Source organism: Devosia sp., from assembly GCF_028290645.1.
Lineage (GTDB): Bacteria > Pseudomonadota > Alphaproteobacteria > Rhizobiales > Devosiaceae > Devosia_A.
Genome location: NZ_JAQGJL010000199.1, coordinates 17,327 through 33,320, shown reverse-complemented (window position 1 = coordinate 33,320; position 15,994 = coordinate 17,327). Strand labels below are relative to the sequence as shown.

Sequence of the window (15,994 nt, the reverse complement as noted above, 5' to 3'; positions counted from 1 at the left end):
CAAGCGAGAGCGGAGGCTACGGACGGCACAATCAAATGAACGAAGCGGGATACCGCCGTCCATGGAAGAGGGATACCTCTCGCGCGTCGGTCGGCTGGCTGGCTGACGTTTGCGATCCGCTGATTTGAGACGCACCGGTAGCTCTGACAGGTCAACCCCAGAGCGCTCGCCACCGACAAGGGGGCGAAATCCGGCAGCCCGCTCATGCCTCGCGCCTTACCCGGCTCGGTCCTGCATGATGCGTCCTCCCCGACTTTTGGTCTGGGGGGACGTATGCAACGGCCTCCCCTCTCAATCCTGCATAAGCCCAGACGGCCGAGGCAGATGGCACACTGCGCGACCCCCATCGAGGGGTGTGGATTACGGGGGATGCGGTTGACCGACTCGAAGAGAAAATGGAACACATCAGGAACCGTCAACAGACTTAGGACCATGAAATAATGTCCGACGATCTCGACGAACTAGAAGCCGCCCTTCGGGCGAGCGGGTGGACCGCGGCTAGTAGCAACTCGGTCCTTGCCCCCGAAGATGAAGCTGTCGTCGCAAAACTATTCGGCGCCACGAACGCGCGCAGGATGGCTTCGACCCAGAAGGGAAGGCGGGCTCGTCTGGTTAGAACTCAGGAAGTCTATGCCGTGGAGAACAGCCAAGGCTGGATAGTCGGGGCCGTTGAGGGCGGGCGGCGACGGGTACTCGGTCAGGGGCTCGACAAGTCGCGTCGCGACCAAGCGCTGGGGCTGGCTCGAGAGCGAGGCCTGACGACCAACATCTATGACAATCCCGTGCGGCACCGCGAGCCGTTGGCGGAAACCCGTGGAAGGCCGCTCTATTGGTGGATGGAAGAGAACCCGGAGCCGACGCTACCGAGTAAGCCGGCTACTCCGTCTGCCCAGGTTCGACCGAGCAAACGCCTGGCAATTCTCGACCAGCTGAAGGCGTTCAAAGTGTCCTAGCCCGCTTGCGGGGCGGGGCAAATCAGGGCATCTATCTGGCACCCCCGCTCTACCCGTCCCCGGCCTCACACGGTTCCATCCAGTGAGGTCTTTCGGCATGCATGCAGGTATTATCTTCATCCTCGACGGTTCCTCGGCGCGGATCAGGGTGTCGAAGCGCGTCGATCTCTCCCGTAGTCGTATGGAGCAGCAGGTTGCGCGCCGACAGGATCTCGACCGGGCGAAGCGCCTGGCACAGCGCCGCGGCGAAACCATCGACAGGAGCGTGACGGTCGACGTGCTGGGCGTCGTCGAAACCCCATCCATGGACAGTGCCCGCAAGTTGCGTCGCGTCCTGCTGCAGGTGTTCGCCGGGCCCGGCTCGGGCGACCTGGTGGCGACGGCCAAGGTTCCGGACGCTCTCGCCCGCTGCCGACGGTTCGGCAAGGGCCTGGCGGTTTACGAGCCCAACAGTCCAGCCCCAGCACGCCGCGCCATCTTCAACGGCCCGTCTGTCGATCGGCGGTATGTCCCCGACCCGCTGATGACGCGCTCGACGTTCATCGAGGAATCGGCAAAGTTTCCGGACGCCCGCTGGGTAGGCTGGATCAAGGCGGACGTCTCGATGCAGGTCCTGATCGGCGGTCTCGCCCGGGTGCGGGGAAAGACTGAGGCGCAAGTGCAGGCTGCCGCGGAGTACCGCAACCTAGCCGAGCGGGCGCTGATCGGGGGAGCCAAGGCGATCGACTACAGCAAGACCCGTGTCGACACCTCGGGGCCGAGCGAGAATTATGAGATCGAGGGGACGGAGGAGGCGCGCCGCAAGTATCTGGCAGCAGTAGAACGCCTGGGCGGTCCAGAAAGTCATCGGTGCCTAGTCGTCGAGAAGATGATCGTGCACGGCATGTCGGTCTCGGCGGTGGCGCTAGAGCTGCTACACGGCGAGGGAGGCGCCGCCCGGGAGAAGGTAACGGCCGAGGTGTTGGCGGCGACTGACGAGCTCGCTAAAGAGTTCGGCTACGCCGCTGACCCCGCGCGCAACGCGAAACCCACCGCGTGGTCGGACGGTAGCCAGCAGACGTTTACCGCGGACGGGGAGACGGCGGTCATTGCGACCCGGAGAGCCATGTGAGGAACCAGCCTCCGGGCGGCGCGCCGGTCATGCAATCCCGGCGTGGCGCCTTGCTGCCCGACCGTTCGGCGGCGCGGGGCGAGCGCTCGGACACCTATTGACAAATCAGGCAGTTGGGCGCACCAAAGGCCTAGATTGGCGTTTGGCGCCACGAGAAAAGCCCCGACATCGCGCCGGGGCTTTTGTGTTTTGCCGTAACCGCTGACGACAGGCGAAGCGCCCCACCTGTGCCGCGGGAAGGCCGCGATCCAACCACGGATTGATCTTGAGTGTGACCGCCCCGCTACACGCGAACGGCGCGAATTAGGCCATAGATGTGAGCAACTTGGAACTGGCGAGGCACACTATGAAGAACGTTGCATTCGGAATTGCGTCAGCGGCGCTGCTGCTGATGACGGGATCGGTAGCCGCCGCCGATCTGACCGGAGTCGTGATCGCGAAGGACGAAGTGGTCACGGGCGACTGGACCGGCGTCTACGTTGGCGGCCACGTCGGATATGGCTTCGGTCAGACCGTCGATTCGCTGGATTGCGGAGACGACGCTCCTTTGGGCTCGGTGTCATGGATCGCCGGGCAAGGCGTCGGATGCGACGGCAATGGTTTGCCGGTTGCCATAACCGCCCTCGCAAACCCAGACGGCGGTGCACCGTGGTTCACCTCTGACGACCTCAGCGATCTGGCTGGCTGGCTGGCTGGAGCGCAGATCGGCTACAATCATCAGTTCGGCTCCATTGTCGTCGGCGCCGAGGTTTCCGGATCGCTGGCTGCGATTTCGGATACGGGCGTTACGGAGATCACGTTCCTCAACGGCCCTCTGGAGCCCGGCATCTACGAAGGGACGATGGACATCAACTGGCTCGCGACCGCAACCGGCAAGGTTGGTTTCGCGCTGGGCGACAATATGCTCATCTCGGCGGTGGGCGGTCTCGCCTGGGCCGGTACGGAATTCCAGAGTTCGGCCGGGTACTCCGACCAGAAGGTGGCTCAGGGCTTCACCGTGGGCTCCCAGGTGGATGTGAAGCTCAGCGAGAATGTCTCGGTCTTTGGTGCCTACAACTACCTCTGGTTCGACGACGTCTCGTATGAAGGCAGCAGCGCTGGCGGGTTCATCGCCAATTTCCACGAATACGACACGCAGCTGCACGTGCTGAAGGCCGGCATCAACTATCAGTTCGACTGACGGGAACCAGAGCGCACCGGGAAAAGGAGAGCCTCGTCGGCTCTCTTTTTTATGCACCCTCGTGCGGCACTAGGAGACCATGCCGAGCAAGCCCGCCGACCCTCGCAGTGGCGCGATGCCCCCCGGCTGTCCCATGGTAAGTACTATCAGTAAGCACTCAGCTGCCATAGACCGTACAGTGTCACTGCGATCACCGCGGTGATCGCCAGCCAGCCCAAAATGAACCAACCAATCCCCCGTCGACCCCGTAACATTTGGCATCCCCCTCCCGGCAGCCATCAACCACAGGCACCAACCCCATGGCCCAGCTGTCCCCGACCATCAGCCTGCCATTCCCGACGCTCACCATCAAGGTGAAGATGCCGCGCGCCTATGGGGTGCGCATGCGCCTCGTCGGGTGGTTGCTCGGTCTCGCCGGATGGTAGGGCCGCACGACATCATCATCGAGGTCGAGGGCGATCCGGAAGCGGTTGCGTGAAAATACGCGATAACACTCGATCAGGACACAATTGGTGCGGGAAACGCGTACCCTACACAGGCCGCTAGATGGCGTGCCGGCCCATTCCGGTGAACATGCGAAGCACAACCTCAAGGCCCTCGATTTGACTGCCCAGGATCCGTACCTCGCGGGCAGTCACGTCAACCCCGCCTTCGGTGATGACCAGTTCGCCCTCGCGCATCCTTGCCAGCAGACTGGCCGGCTGGCTGCTAGCGTGTTGTCGCAGGACGAGCACCCGGGACAGAACGAGAAGGGCGGCGTCGGCTATACCCGTAGCGGATATCCCATCCCGCCACCGCCCGATGACAACTAAGTGCCCCGGCATCGCGCGACACCCCGCCTCCGTGGCAGAGCAGGCGTCAAGCAGCGTGACCGCAGGCTGAAGCGCACCAACTACCTGTGCGAGGACTGCGAAGCTCTAGGCCGTATCACCCTCGCCACCGTGGTGGACCACACCATCCCCCTCAGTAAGGGCGGACCAGACACTGACGAGAACACCCGCAACCTGTGTGACGAGCACGATGCGATCCGGACAGCAGAGCAGTTCGGGTTCAAGGCACCCACGCCTAAGCAGGCCATAGCCATCAACGGCAGGCCGATAGACCACAACCATCCATGGAACAGGTGAACGCAATGGCCCAAGGCGTAGGTACGATCAAGGTCGACATGCCCACGCTGACCCTCAGGGTGAGGATGCCACGTGCCTATGGGCTGCGCATGTGGGCAACGGCAGTGCTGCTCAGGCTCGCAGGTGCGATCGGTCCCCATGACATTGAGATTGAAGTCGTCGACCAGCCCTGGGGGGGGAGGGAAAATCTCTCCAACCGGTCGATAGCGGACACCGCTGGTGCCTTCGTTCGCACCGAGAGCAATTTCAGACCTAAAAGTTGAGGGTACCCCGAAGGGGTAAACTGCATGAACGTGATCGAAAACACTGGCGCAGTGGTGCCGGAGCCGGATTGGGACTCGCTGTTCTCCGACGTGCTGGAGATCGCAGCGGCCAAGGAACACTGGCGGGTGGTCACCACGGAGCTGCGAGACCGGCAACTGCTGGCCCCGGGCAATGCCCACGCTCTGCAGCGCCTGGTGGTCGACTACATCCTCTACGATCGCGCCGCCCGAGAGGTTGCCGAGAATGGCGCGGTGACGAAGCCGAAACGCGGCAACCCGAAAGCCATCGCTCGGACCTCGCCGCACTTCACGGTGATGCGCGAGGCGGCATCCGATGCCGCGGTGCTCGAGCAGGAATTCGGCCTGTCGCCGCGCCGGCGTGCTGCAGCGACGAAAGTACCCAATGGCAAGAAAGCGGCCCGCGCGGCCGACGGATACCTCTCCGCCGTCAAATGATCCGACCACGGCTTATGCGCTCGCTGTTGCGGCGGGGCGCCGGCCGGATGGTTCGTTGCCCGGTGAGTTCGAGATTGCGGCGTGTAAGCGCCACCTCGACGACCTGAAGCACGGGCCGGACCGTGGTCTGCGGTGGGAGCTGGATCGGGCAGCGCATGCTCTGGGGTTCTTCCCGGCGATGCTGACGATCTCGGAAGGCGCCAAGGTTGGGCTGCCGTTCGAATTGCTCCCGTGGCACGTGTTTGTTGTCGGGTCGATCTTCGGCTGGCGGAAGACGAGCGGCCGGATGCGGTTTCGTTCAGCCTGGCTGGAGACCGGCAAGGGGCAGGCCAAGTCGCCACTGATGGCGGCCATCGGCCTTTACATGACCGGGTTCTACGGTATCCCCCGCGCCAAGGCATTCGCCATTGGGCAGGACCGGAACACGGCCAACGTGCTGTTCAAGGATGCGGTCGCGATGTGTCGCGGGCCGATCCCGCCGGCGCCGGGTGAGGAGGTCGACGAAGCCGACACCCTGGTCGAGCGCGGCATCGCGCTGATCCGCGGCGAAGGCGATAACGCGTGGAAGGTCGAGTTCCCGGAATCGGGCTCGCTGTTTCAGGCGCTGGCAAACGGCGAGGCGGTATCTGGTCCGAAGCCGGTGCTGGTTGCGGCGGATGAGATCCACGAGTTCAAGGCCAACACTTCGATAGAAGTGTGGAAAGCGGCCATCGGCAAGATGCCGGGCGATGCCCTGATGTTGCTGGGGACCAACACGCCGGCGGTAGACCAGATCGTCGGTTCGAACTACTCGGCCTTCTATCAGAAGGTTGCTCAGGGCAAGTTCTTTGACGACGAGGCCTTCAGCTTCATCGCCCGCGTCGATGCCAAGGATCACGAGACGATCTTCGAGACCCCGGAGGTGTGGTCGAAGTCTCTGCCGGCGCTGGGGATCACGTTCCCGCGCGAGAACATCGAGGGCATGGTCAACACGGCCAAGCAAATGCTCTCGACGGCGTTGTCGACGAAGCGTCTGTATTTCGGCATCCCGGTCGGCGCGACGGAGTTCTGGATCGCCGAGGATGCATGGCTGGCGGTGCAGGGCGAGGTCGATCCGGCCAGGCTCAAGGGCTGCAAGTGCTGGCTCTCATTGGACCTGTCGAAGAAGAACGACCTCACCGCTCTCACCGGGGCGTGGCTCGATGCCAAAGGCCACCTCTGGGAGAAGACCTGGTACTGGACGGTTCGCGATCGGCTCAAGGAACGATCGATCGCCGACCAGGCGCCCTACGTTGAATGGGTCGCGGCCAATCTGATCACCGCCGTTGATGGCGCGGTCATCGACAAGACCTTCATCGCGGCGGAAGTCGCCAAGCTTTGCGCGGAGCACGACGTTCAATTCCTCGCCTTCGACCCCGCCGGCATCGCTGACTTCATCGCAGCGTGTGAGGAAATCGGCTTCCCGGTGTGGAAGTTCGAGGGGCCGGACAAGCCAGAAGGAACCGGCCTCAAGCTGGTGAGCCATGCCCAGGGCAAGTTGGTCCGCTTCGAGGACAAGCAGTTGACGATGCCTCGCAGCATCGAACGGTTCGAGGATCGCATCCTCGCCAAGACGATCACCATCGAGGACTCGCCGGTCACCACCTCCTGCGCCGCCAATGCTCACGTCGTGAGCGACGGGCAGGAGAACCGGGCCTTCGACAAGGAACGAAGCCGGGGCCGTATCGACGGGCTCGTCACTTCGGCAATGGCCGCCGGCGCCGCGGATAATGAACTCGGGGAGGATCACGGCTTGGACGACTATCTCGCCTCCCTCGCAGGTGCCTCCGCATGAACCGCATCAAGGCCGCCCTGCAGATGCTGGTCAAGGGCACGCCGATGTCCATCCGCGACCCGGAGCATTGGCGCAATCGCGACACGAACGCGCCAACTGGCGAGGCGGTGACGGCGAACAGCGTGCTCGGGCTCTCGGCAGTGTGGGCATGTGTCAACCTCATCGCCGGCACCATCGCGGCGCTGCCGTTGATGATCTACAGCACGGATGCCAAGGGCGCCCGCTCATTGGCAACTTCGCACCCGCTCTACCGAGTGCTGCACGACAGCCCGAACAGCCTGCAAACGTCGCTCGACTTCTGGGAGTTTATGTGCGCCAGCCTCGAGCTTTGGGGCAATGCCTACGCCCGCAAGGTTCGCAGCGGCGACCGGGTGGTCGGATTGATGCCGATCATGCCCGATCTGCCGACGGTGGAGAGCATTGGCAACGGCCGGCTGCTCTATCGCTGGACAGAGGACGGCCGTTCATTCGAGTTGACCAGCGACGACGTGCTGCATATTCGCGGCTTCGGCGGCAACCCGCTCGGCGGCATGTCGACGCTCGCTTTCGGCGCCCGTGCCTTCGGCTTGGCCATCGCCATCGACAGGGCGGCCGGGTCGACGTTCCGAAATGGGCTCCGTCCGTCGGGCGTGCTGAAATTCGAGAAGTTTCTCACCACCGAGCAGCGCGACATTGTTGAGACGAAACTGACCGAGAAGTTCATGGGCGCCATGAACAGCGGCCGGCCCTTGGTGCTGGAAGGCGGCACGGACTGGGCGCAACTCGGCATCAATCCCGACGACGCTCAGATGCTGCAGTCGCGCGGCTTCAGCGTGGAGGAGGTTTGCCGCTTCTTCGGCACGCCGCCGATCATGATTGGGCACGGCGAGAAGACCAGCAGTTGGGGGACCGGTGTTCAGGAAGTCACGCTCGGCTTCGAGAAGTACACCCTTCGTCGCCGAGTCAAACGGATCGAACAGGCGCTGGAAAAGCAACTTCTTACGCCGGAGGATCGCGCCGCCGGGATCATCATCGAGTTCAACCTTGAAGGGCTGCTGCGCGGAGACAGCGCCGGCCGGTCCGCGTTCTACACCGCGGCTCTCGGCGACACACAGAAACCGGGCTGGATGCTCCGAAACGAAGTCCGCCGGCTGGAAAACCTCGAGCCGGTCCCCGGTTGGGACGAGCCCATCCAACTCATCACCACTGCGCCGCAACCGGCCGCACTTCCTCCGCCGAAGGAGACCACCCCATGAAGCTCTTCACCAAGGACATCGGGTCGCTGAAGTCGCTCGATTACCGGCTCGACATCGAAACCAAGGATGTCAGCGCCGAGGGCGAGTTCGAGGGCTATGCCAGCACGTTCGGCAACGTCGACCAGGGCGGCGATGTTGTCGAGCCTGGCGCGTTCATCGAGAGCGTGGTGAAGGCGAAGAACGATGGCCGCACCATCCCGATGCTTTGGCAGCACGATCAGCGCGAGCCGATCGGCATTTGGAAGGACATCGCCGAGGACAAGAAGGGCCTGTGGGTCAAAGGCCAGCTGCTGATCGATGCCGACCCGCTGGCGAAGCGCGCCCATGGCCTACTAAAGGCCAAGGCGCTCGGCGGCATGTCGATCGGCTACGGCATCCCCGCCGGCGGCGCCGAGCCGCACGAGAAGCGGCCGGGCGTAACCAAGCTGGTCAAGATCGACCTCCGCGAAATCTCCCTCGTCACCATGCCGATGAACATTCAGGCGCGGGTGACGACGGTCAAATCCATTCTGGACGACGGCAAGCTGCCGACTGTCCGTGAGTTCGAAGAATTCCTGCGGGATGCAGGGTTCTCGAAGGCCTTGGCAACGGCTCTGGCCGCCAAGGCAACGCCGCATCTCCGGGGGGATCCCGGTGACGAGGCGGACGAAGCGCTGAAGTTCCTTCAGGCACTGAGCGCCTAAACCCCTGCAACCCACATTTCTGGAGAATACCCATGTCGCGCATCGCGATTCTTGGGCTGGCCGCGCTCGCCACCGTGGCCATGCCTTATCACCGCTTCCTCGGCGCCCCGATCGTCGTGTTCGATCCGCCCGACGGTAGGAAGACCGTCGCCGAACTGGCGACCGAACTGAAGGAAGAGCAGGCCAAGGCCATCAAGGAGGCCGTCGACCCGCTCCGCGAGAAGTTCGAGGAGTTCGTCGGCAAGGCCGCCAAGGGCGAGAAGCTCGAGGCGCTCAAGACCGAGGTCGACGAGTCGCTCACCAAGATGAACGCCAAGCTGACCGAGCAGTTTGCCACGCTGGAGCAGAAGCTGCTCGAGGGTGGCGGCGGACAGCCCCAGCGTGAGAAGTCCATGGGCGAGCTCTTCGCCGAGGACCCCAAGGTCAAGGAATTCCTGGCCCAGGCCAACCCCCGCGGTCGGATCGACCTGCAGGCCAAGACCACGCTGACCTCGCTCACCACTGCCGCCGGAGGTTCGGTTGGCGATGCCATCCAGACCACCCGCCTGCCGGGTATCCTGCCGCTGCCGCAGCGCCGCATGACCGTCCGTGACCTCCTCTCGCAGGGGCAGATGGACGGCTCGACGCTGGAATACGTCAAGGAAACCGGCTTCACCAACAACGCCGGCATGGTGGCGGAAGGTGCGGCCAAGCCGTCGTCCGATATCCAGCTCGATCTGGTTTCGACCTCGGCGAAGGTCATCGCGCACTACATGAAGGCTTCGCGCCAGGTGCTGAGCGATATTTCGCAGCTCCGCTCCATCATCGACCAGCGCCTGCTCTACGGCCTTGCCTACAAGGAAGAGAGCCAGTTGCTGAACGGTGACAATACCGGCCAGAACCTGAACGGCATCATCCCGCAGGCCACGGCCTACTCGGCTCCGGTGTCGCTCGCCGACCTCAACATCATCGACGTGCTCCGGCTCGCGATGCTGCAGGCGGCATTGGCGGAATATCCGGCGAGCGGCCACGTCCTGCACCCGACCGACTGGGCCTCGATCGAGACCCTGAAGGACGGCGAAGGCCGGTACATCATCGGCAATCCGCAGGGCACCACCACGCCGACCCTGTGGGGCCTGCCGGTTGTCGCCACCCAGTCGATCACCGTCAGGAAGTTCCTCACCGGCGCCTTCAAGCTCGGTGCGCAGGTGTTCGATCGCTGGGCGGCTCGCGTCGAAGTGGCGACCGAGAACGAAGACGACTTCATCAAGAACCTCGTCACCGTGCTGGCCGAAGAGCGCGTTGCTCTCGCTGTCTATCGCCCGGAAGCCTTCATCTACGGCGACTTCGATACCGCCCTCGCGGCGTAACCCGTCGGCTGATCACGGGTGGCGGACCTCACCGGCCGCCACCCTCATGAGCCGAAAGGAGCCCCCATGTCCAAGCTGATGAATTACCGCGTGGTGCGTCGCCATGAAGGCGACCGCATGTACGAGGAAGGCCAGACCCGCACGGCGCGGTCCGACGATGTGAAACACCTGGTCCCGCATGTGCTCGAGGAGATCGGCCCGGCCGCTTTCGGCGGCAATGGCGATCATGACGACAATGGCGAAACCGGCGGCGCTGCCCCGGCAGCCGAGAAAGCCGAACCAGCCCCCCTCAACAAGGCCGAACCCGCTCCGGCGAACAAGGCCGCCAGCCCGCGGAAGTCGAAGAGCAAGTAGCTCTCCGTCCCGCTTAACCGGCGCTGCGGCGCCATAAGGAGACTTCCATGAAGCGCTACAAAGTCACCGTCACCACTGCCGCCGACGGCACCGCGACGGCTTACACCCCCCGCCTGAGCGGGAAAATCCACCAGATCGAGTACGTGAAGACCGATTACGCCAACGGCGTCGACTTCACCATCACCGGCGAGGCGACCGGCGTTGGTCTCTGGGCCGAGTCCGACGTGAACGCTTCGGCCGTCCGGGCCCCGCGTCTCGCCACGCACTCACAGGTCGGCGTTGCTTCCCTTTACGCGGCTGCCGGCACTGCCGTGCAAGACAAGATCGCGCTCGCGAATGACCGCGTGAAGATCGTCATCGCTCAGGGCGGCGCGACGAAGGTTGGCGCCTTCCACGTGCTGGTCGACTGATCCAATGCGCCTGACGGTCACCACCCAGCCCGAACCGCTGGTCACGCTCGACGAGGCGAAAACCGCCTTGGGCGAGTCCGGCTCGGACCGCGACGAACTGATCGAGGGGCTTATTCTTGCCGCTCAGTCGGAACTCGACGGCCCGAAGGGCTGGGTGGGGATCTCCGTCGCTCAGCAGACGGTCGAGGTTCGCTTCGACCGCTTCTGCAACGCCATGCAGTTGCCGGCCGGTCCCGTGATCGCACCGGTGACGCTGACTTATCTCGACGATGACGGCGCTGAGCAGACGCTCGACAGCGATGTCTATGCGCTGCTCAGCGATGGGCGCCTGGTGCTCGTCCCGGACCAGAGCTGGCCCAGCACCTATTCCCGCGCAGAGGCGGTGACGGCCGCCTATCAGGTCGGCATCGAGGACGCAGACGATCCCCGCATTGCGCTGATGAAGACCGCCATCATCCTCCACGTGAAGATGACGCTCGACCACGAAGAGCCTGAGAAGCGGCGCGAAACCATCAACTGGCTGGTGTCATCGCTCAAGGTGTGGAGCGTTTGATGAAGCCCGAACGGCTCGACCGCAAGATCACCCTCGAGCGGTTCACCTTCACCACGGACGCCGGCTCCGGCGAACAGGTCAAGACCTGGGCGCAGATCGTGCCGCCGGTGTGGGCATCACGCCGCCGCGCATCGGCGCGTGAAACCCTCGCGGCGGCAGAAGTCTCGGCAGAGGTGACGGACATATTCGAGACCAGGTGGGACTCGTCCTGGTCGGACCTCGATGCCAAGGACAGGCTCGTTTACGAGGGTCGCACTTACGAAATTGCCACCGTTGACGAGATCGGCCGGCGCGAGGGTTTGCGCATCGCTGCTTCGGCGAGGGCCGACGAGTGAAGACCACCGTCAAGGTCGATGGGCTGCGCGAGTTGGACGCCGCACTCGGTGCGCTGGCGTCTGAGTATGGCAAGGCTGCCGGCAAGGCGGTGCTTCGCCGCGTAGGTGCCAAGGCTTTGCAGCCGATGGCGGAGACCGCTCGATCGCTGGCACCGGATGATCCGGCCACGCAGGGCAACGACCTCAAGGCATCCATCACCGTCGGCACGAAACTGAACAAGCGGCAGTCGGCAATGGCGCGGAAGGACGAGGGCAAGGCGCTTGTCACCGTCTACATGGGCACGAACGATCCCGCGGGCGTGATGCAGGAATTCGGCACCGTGAGCCACGGGCCACAGTCGTTCATGCGGCCAGCCTTCGACGCCAACGCCGACGGCGCGATCAGGATCGTCGCCGACGAGCTCGGGCCTGAGATCGAGAAGACAGCCACACGGATCGCGAAGCGCCGGGCGGCAAAGGCAGCGAGGGCAGGGTGAAACGGATACTTCCTATCTGGCAATGGCGGGCGCAACGCGCGTCTAATGGCAGGATTTTGCTCAGCCTCCGATCTGTTGACGGCTGGCGCGAGTGGTTTCGTCTCTAATGGAGGCCGCGCTCCGCTCGTTGCTCATCGGCCATGCGCCGCTGACCGCGCTTGTCCCAGCCGCACGCATCGTCTGGAACCACTTGCCGCAGGATACCCCCAACCCGGCCATCGTCCTCTACCGCATCAGTGGCGGCCCCGGCATCCATATGCAGGGCAGCGACCGACTGACGAATGCCACGGTGCAGATCGACGTGCGGGCCGAAACCGTAGCCTCCATGTGGGCTGTGCGCGACGCCCTGGTGGCGCTGCTGCACGGCTATCGCGGGGTGCAGGGCACAGTGTCCTTCCGGGGCATCTTCCTCATCGGGGATCGGCAGGATTCCGACAAGCCCGGCACGGTGCTGCTGCATCGGTCTTCGACGGATTGGGACGTTTGGAGCGGCTTGACCGCATAGGAGAAAATCAATGGCAGATATCTCGATCACTGCGGCCAACGTGCTGCAGGGCGCCGACGCGCGCATCGAACACGGTACATTCGGTGCGACCCTTGCGGCCGGCCAAGTCGTCTATGAGGACGCGGCCGACAGCAAGTACAAGCTCGCCGACAATGACTCGGCTACGGCTGCCGCCAAGGTGCCGGTGGGCATCACCCTCAACGGTGGCGCCAACGGCCAGCCCGGCACGATCCAGAAGGGCGGCGACATCACCGTCGGCGGGACGCTCGTTCCGGGCACGACGTACTGCCTCAGTTCCACCCCCGGCGGCATCTGCCCGCAGGCCGACCTCAACACCAGCGATGCCGTCGTAATCCTCGGCGTCGCGAAGTCGGCGTCCGTCCTCGACCTCAATATCCAGATCAGCGGCGTGACGCTCTGATCCTTGCGGTTCGCCGCGCAACCCCTGACAACGGAGAACTGCAATGGCTGAAACAGAAGCCGATATCGCCTTTGGCGTCGTGCTCAAGAAAGGTGGGGCGGCGATCGGCGACGCCTATACCGACTGGGGGCTCGAGATCACCAACGCCACGGCCCCGGGGTTCACCCGCGCAGCGATCGACGCCACGCACATGGCGAGCCCCAACGGCTGGGGCGAGGTGATCATGAGTGGCGTGAAGAACCAGAAGCCGTTCACGGTCGAATGCAACTGGATCGCGTCGTTCACCGGCGATATCAAGACCGCCCTCACGGCGGCGGCGATGAGCTTCTGGAAGTTCGAGTTCCCGGATGGCAGCTCGGTCGCGACCAAGGCCGGCATATCGGATTTCAGCCCCGGCGCCATGACGCCCGATGGCAAGATGACGGGCTCGATCGAGTTCACGCCCTCCGGCGAACCGACCTGGGCATAACCGATGGCGAACCCCATTCGCGGCGAAGTCGACATCACCGTCGGCGGCAAGACCTATACCATCAAGTTGGGGCGCAACGCCCTTGCTTCCGTCGAAGGGCTGCTCGGTCGCGGCTTCCCCGAGATTGCGCAGTCTCTCACCAGCGACCCGCAGATTGTCGTCATGCGTGCGATCTTGTGGGCAGGGCTGCAGCGCTACCATCCTGAACTGGATCTGATGCAGGTCGGCGATCTGATGGACGAGGCCGGCGACGATCTCATTGGCGAGAAGATCGGCGAGGCGCTGCGCATCACCTTTCCGCAGGCTGACACCACCGCGCGCCCTCAGAAGCCGGGGCGAAAAGCTGGGACGAAGACCTGAGCGGATGGGTCTCTCTCGGTCTCGACCCGGCGCTCTACTGGGAACTGACGCCCCGCGAAGGGGCGGCGATAGCATCGGGCGCGATCAAGCGCCTGCAGCACGAACATAACGGCCGCATGACGCAAGCCTGGTGGGCTGGCCGTGTCGCTACCCTCGCCAAGCCGCCGAAGTTGCAAGACCTGCTGATCGAGGTCGGTGCCCCACGGCGGGCCAGGCCGTGGCAGGAAATCAAAGCCGCCCTGCTCTGGGCCATGCCTCCAAAAACAACGGTGCAGTAGATGGCTGGAAGTGCCCAAATCGGCAGTCTCCGCGTCAGCTTGGGGCTGGACTCCGCACAGTTTCAGGTGGGCCTGAAGCAGTCGCAGGGCGCGCTGAGCAAGTTCGGCATCCAGTTGACACTGGGCGTCGAAACCATCGGACGGGCGCTGGGGCGGATGGCTCGGGCATTCCCGGACGCCATCAAGGGCGCGATCGACCACGCCGATGAACTCGGCAAGGCCAGCCAGAAGATCGGCATGTCGGTCGAGGCGTTGTCTCGGCTCGAATACGCGGCCAAACTGTCGGACGTTGAACTTGAGGGACTGACCACCGGCCTGCGCAAGTTCTCGCAGGTGGTAGTGCAGGCGGCCGGCAACAGCCAGAGCGGTCCGGCACAGGTCTTCGCCGCCTTGGGTATCAGCATCAAGGATGCTGCCGGCAATCTGCGCGCAAACGATGCGATCTTCGCCGATGTCGCCGACAAGCTTTCGAGGCTGGAAGACGGCGCACTTAAAACGTCGATCGCCATGCAACTCTTTGGCAAGTCTGGTGCGGAACTGATCCCGCTGCTCAATTCCGGAAGGGCGGGGCTCAACGAAGCGGCGGCGGCGGCAGACCGGCTCGGCATCACGATCAGCACCAAAACGGCCAAGGCGGCGGAGCGCTTCAATGACACTCTCACGGTAATCGGTGCCATCCTCCAGGGGGTGACGAACAAGGTAATGGAGGGCGCGCTTCCAGCGCTACAGAACCTTGCCGATTTCCTCGCGTCCCCCGCATTTCAGCAGGCAGCGCAGCAGTTTGGCGCGTCGATCGTGAGCGCGTTTACGGAGGTCATCAACTGGATCGGTCAGGTTGAGACTCGCTGGAAGCAGTTCATGGCGTTTGTCGCCACTCAGGGGCGCCCGCAAGTCCTGCCGCTGGGCAGCGGCAATGTCGAGGACCGATCCACGCCAGGCTGGTTGGACAGAAATCGCGCAGCCGGGTCGGTGCTAAATTCTACCTTCGATGCGCTTGGTGGCGCGACCACGTTCGGTTCCACGGGCGCTATGTGGAAGGCGCTCAAGCCGCCCGACCTCTCGTCGCTGACTTCCGGCGCCGGCGCGGCGAAGACTGCGGTGGTCGACCTGATGGCCGGTCTCGACGAAGCCAAGCCCAAGGTCGAGGACTTCGCGTCGTCCATTGGCGAAACGCTGGCGGACTCGTTCTCCAGTATGGCCGATGCCGTGATGAGCGGGGTGGACCCGCTGAAGGCGCTGGCCAGCGAACTGATGGATATCGGTAAGCAACTGCTCAACTCGAGCATTGCCAACTTTTTCAGCGGGTTGTTCGGCGGAACTCTGTTCGCTCCAGCGCCAAAGCTTGGCGTCGACTATGGCCTCGGGCTGTTCGCCAATGGCGGCATCACTGACCGGCCTGCGATCTTCGGCGACGCCGGGCCGGAAGCCGCTGTGCCCCTCCCGGACGGCCGCTCTATCCCCGTCACTCTCAGTGGTGATGCCTTGAGGGGCGGCGGTGGTGGGCAGAGCGAGGTGCTGATCCGTCTCGACCAAGGGCTGGTGGCGCAAATCCTGAAGCAAGCCGAGTCCAACGCCGTGCAGGTGGTCAAGACCCAGGCGCCAGCGGCCGTCGCTGCCGCGCAGCGTAACCGCGGGATGTCAGGCTGATGCCGGAGATCATCAC

The 15,994-nt window shown here is 64.0% G+C and carries 21 protein-coding genes; all 21 read left to right on the top strand.

All coding sequences use genetic code 11. From position 1 onward, the window contains the following. Positions 1–440 precede the first annotated feature (440 nt). The 21 genes from JWQ89_RS11250 (at position 441) to JWQ89_RS11155 (ending at position 15,978) form a co-directional block, all read left to right on the top strand. Positions 441–953, top strand: a complete 513-nt coding sequence (locus JWQ89_RS11250) for a hypothetical protein (RefSeq protein ID WP_299641039.1) — start codon at positions 441–443, stop codon at positions 951–953. Between the two features lie 97 nt (positions 954–1,050). Beyond that, positions 1,051–2,064, top strand: a complete 1,014-nt coding sequence (locus JWQ89_RS11245; protein ID WP_299641037.1) for a hypothetical protein — start codon at positions 1,051–1,053, stop codon at positions 2,062–2,064. A 346-nt stretch (positions 2,065–2,410) separates the two neighbouring features. Continuing rightward, positions 2,411–3,244, top strand: coding sequence for an outer membrane beta-barrel protein (locus tag JWQ89_RS11240; protein ID WP_299641035.1), 834 nt, complete (start codon positions 2,411–2,413; stop codon positions 3,242–3,244). Positions 3,245–3,543: 299 nt separating this feature from the next. Continuing rightward, positions 3,544–3,669 carry a hypothetical protein gene (locus tag JWQ89_RS11235; protein WP_299641033.1) on the top strand — a complete coding sequence of 42 codons (126 nt, stop codon included), beginning with the start codon at positions 3,544–3,546 and terminating at the stop codon, positions 3,667–3,669. 126 nt (positions 3,670–3,795) lie between these two features. Next, on the top strand, positions 3,796–4,056 hold the full coding sequence (locus tag JWQ89_RS11230; protein WP_299641031.1) for a hypothetical protein: 261 nt from the start codon (positions 3,796–3,798) through the stop codon (positions 4,054–4,056). Next, positions 4,057–4,371 (top strand): HNH endonuclease signature motif containing protein, encoded by a 315-nt coding sequence (locus tag JWQ89_RS22500; RefSeq protein WP_366143996.1) that lies wholly within the window; start codon positions 4,057–4,059, stop codon positions 4,369–4,371. It begins immediately after the preceding gene. A 287-nt stretch (positions 4,372–4,658) separates the two neighbouring features. After that, positions 4,659–5,090 carry a P27 family phage terminase small subunit gene (locus JWQ89_RS11225; protein ID WP_299641008.1) on the top strand — a complete coding sequence of 144 codons (432 nt, stop codon included), beginning with the start codon at positions 4,659–4,661 and terminating at the stop codon, positions 5,088–5,090. 55 nt (positions 5,091–5,145) lie between these two features. Beyond that, on the top strand, positions 5,146–6,903 hold the full coding sequence (locus JWQ89_RS11220; RefSeq protein ID WP_299641007.1) for a terminase TerL endonuclease subunit: 1,758 nt from the start codon (positions 5,146–5,148) through the stop codon (positions 6,901–6,903). After that, positions 6,900–8,138 carry a phage portal protein gene (locus tag JWQ89_RS11215; RefSeq protein WP_299641004.1) on the top strand — a complete coding sequence of 413 codons (1,239 nt, stop codon included), beginning with the start codon at positions 6,900–6,902 and terminating at the stop codon, positions 8,136–8,138. Before JWQ89_RS11220 ends, JWQ89_RS11215 begins: the two co-directional genes overlap by 4 nt. Then, positions 8,135–8,821 carry an HK97 family phage prohead protease gene (locus JWQ89_RS11210; protein WP_299641002.1) on the top strand — a complete coding sequence of 229 codons (687 nt, stop codon included), beginning with the start codon at positions 8,135–8,137 and terminating at the stop codon, positions 8,819–8,821. Before JWQ89_RS11215 ends, JWQ89_RS11210 begins: the two co-directional genes overlap by 4 nt. Before the next feature lie 32 nt (positions 8,822–8,853). Next, positions 8,854–10,170 (top strand): phage major capsid protein, encoded by a 1,317-nt coding sequence (locus tag JWQ89_RS11205; RefSeq protein ID WP_299641000.1) that lies wholly within the window; start codon positions 8,854–8,856, stop codon positions 10,168–10,170. A gap of 66 nt (positions 10,171–10,236) precedes the next feature. Then, positions 10,237–10,524 carry a hypothetical protein gene (locus JWQ89_RS11200; RefSeq protein ID WP_299640998.1) on the top strand — a complete coding sequence of 96 codons (288 nt, stop codon included), beginning with the start codon at positions 10,237–10,239 and terminating at the stop codon, positions 10,522–10,524. A gap of 47 nt (positions 10,525–10,571) precedes the next feature. Beyond that, entirely contained in the window at positions 10,572–10,934 is a 363-nt protein-coding gene (locus JWQ89_RS11195) for a hypothetical protein (protein ID WP_299640996.1), read from the top strand. A 4-nt stretch (positions 10,935–10,938) separates the two neighbouring features. Beyond that, entirely contained in the window at positions 10,939–11,487 is a 549-nt protein-coding gene (locus JWQ89_RS11190) for a hypothetical protein (RefSeq protein WP_299640995.1), read from the top strand. Beyond that, the gene (locus JWQ89_RS11185; protein WP_299640993.1) at positions 11,487–11,822 is read left to right on the top strand and encodes a phage head closure protein; all 336 of its coding nucleotides are present in this window, start codon (positions 11,487–11,489) and stop codon (positions 11,820–11,822) included. Before JWQ89_RS11190 ends, JWQ89_RS11185 begins: the two co-directional genes overlap by 1 nt. Next, on the top strand, positions 11,819–12,298 hold the full coding sequence (locus JWQ89_RS11180) for an HK97-gp10 family putative phage morphogenesis protein (protein ID WP_299640991.1): 480 nt from the start codon (positions 11,819–11,821) through the stop codon (positions 12,296–12,298). The genes JWQ89_RS11185 and JWQ89_RS11180 overlap by 4 nt, the downstream gene beginning before the upstream one ends. Before the next feature lie 91 nt (positions 12,299–12,389). Next, entirely contained in the window at positions 12,390–12,803 is a 414-nt protein-coding gene (locus JWQ89_RS11175) for a DUF3168 domain-containing protein (RefSeq protein ID WP_299640988.1), read from the top strand. 10 nt (positions 12,804–12,813) lie between these two features. After that, a complete protein-coding gene (locus tag JWQ89_RS11170; RefSeq protein ID WP_299640986.1) occupies positions 12,814–13,224 on the top strand; it encodes a hypothetical protein in 411 nt (136 codons plus the stop codon). A 43-nt stretch (positions 13,225–13,267) separates the two neighbouring features. Continuing rightward, positions 13,268–13,693 (top strand): phage tail tube protein, encoded by a 426-nt coding sequence (locus JWQ89_RS11165; RefSeq protein WP_299640985.1) that lies wholly within the window; start codon positions 13,268–13,270, stop codon positions 13,691–13,693. A gap of 3 nt (positions 13,694–13,696) precedes the next feature. Then, on the top strand, positions 13,697–14,053 hold the full coding sequence (locus tag JWQ89_RS11160) for a hypothetical protein (protein WP_299640984.1): 357 nt from the start codon (positions 13,697–13,699) through the stop codon (positions 14,051–14,053). 278 nt (positions 14,054–14,331) lie between these two features. After that, positions 14,332–15,978: a hypothetical protein gene (locus JWQ89_RS11155; protein ID WP_299640983.1), complete on the top strand. Its 1,647-nt coding sequence runs from the start codon at positions 14,332–14,334 to the stop codon at positions 15,976–15,978. Positions 15,979–15,994 lie beyond the last annotated feature (16 nt).

Bases quoted from the DNA above. Each gene is read 5' to 3' on its own strand.
- JWQ89_RS11200 (WP_299640998.1), top strand. From the start codon at position 10,237: ATGTCCAAGCTGATGAATTACCGCGTGGTGCGTCGCCATGAAGGCGAC.
- JWQ89_RS11215 (WP_299641004.1), top strand. From the start codon at position 6,900: ATGAACCGCATCAAGGCCGCCCTGCAGATGCTGGTCAAGGGCACGCCG.
- JWQ89_RS11235 (WP_299641033.1), top strand. From the start codon at position 3,544: ATGGCCCAGCTGTCCCCGACCATCAGCCTGCCATTCCCGACGCTCACC.
- JWQ89_RS11205 (WP_299641000.1), top strand. From the start codon at position 8,854: ATGTCGCGCATCGCGATTCTTGGGCTGGCCGCGCTCGCCACCGTGGCC.
- JWQ89_RS11160 (WP_299640984.1), top strand. From the start codon at position 13,697: ATGGCGAACCCCATTCGCGGCGAAGTCGACATCACCGTCGGCGGCAAG.
- JWQ89_RS11185 (WP_299640993.1), top strand. From the start codon at position 11,487: ATGAAGCCCGAACGGCTCGACCGCAAGATCACCCTCGAGCGGTTCACC.
- JWQ89_RS11225 (WP_299641008.1), top strand. From the start codon at position 4,659: ATGAACGTGATCGAAAACACTGGCGCAGTGGTGCCGGAGCCGGATTGG.
- JWQ89_RS11165 (WP_299640985.1), top strand. From the start codon at position 13,268: ATGGCTGAAACAGAAGCCGATATCGCCTTTGGCGTCGTGCTCAAGAAA.
- JWQ89_RS11250 (WP_299641039.1), top strand. From the start codon at position 441: ATGTCCGACGATCTCGACGAACTAGAAGCCGCCCTTCGGGCGAGCGGG.
- JWQ89_RS11245 (WP_299641037.1), top strand. From the start codon at position 1,051: ATGCATGCAGGTATTATCTTCATCCTCGACGGTTCCTCGGCGCGGATC.
- JWQ89_RS11240 (WP_299641035.1), top strand. From the start codon at position 2,411: ATGAAGAACGTTGCATTCGGAATTGCGTCAGCGGCGCTGCTGCTGATG.
- JWQ89_RS11170 (WP_299640986.1), top strand. From the start codon at position 12,814: ATGGCAGATATCTCGATCACTGCGGCCAACGTGCTGCAGGGCGCCGAC.
- JWQ89_RS11210 (WP_299641002.1), top strand. From the start codon at position 8,135: ATGAAGCTCTTCACCAAGGACATCGGGTCGCTGAAGTCGCTCGATTAC.
- JWQ89_RS11155 (WP_299640983.1), top strand. From the start codon at position 14,332: ATGGCTGGAAGTGCCCAAATCGGCAGTCTCCGCGTCAGCTTGGGGCTG.
- JWQ89_RS11195 (WP_299640996.1), top strand. From the start codon at position 10,572: ATGAAGCGCTACAAAGTCACCGTCACCACTGCCGCCGACGGCACCGCG.
- JWQ89_RS11190 (WP_299640995.1), top strand. From the start codon at position 10,939: ATGCGCCTGACGGTCACCACCCAGCCCGAACCGCTGGTCACGCTCGAC.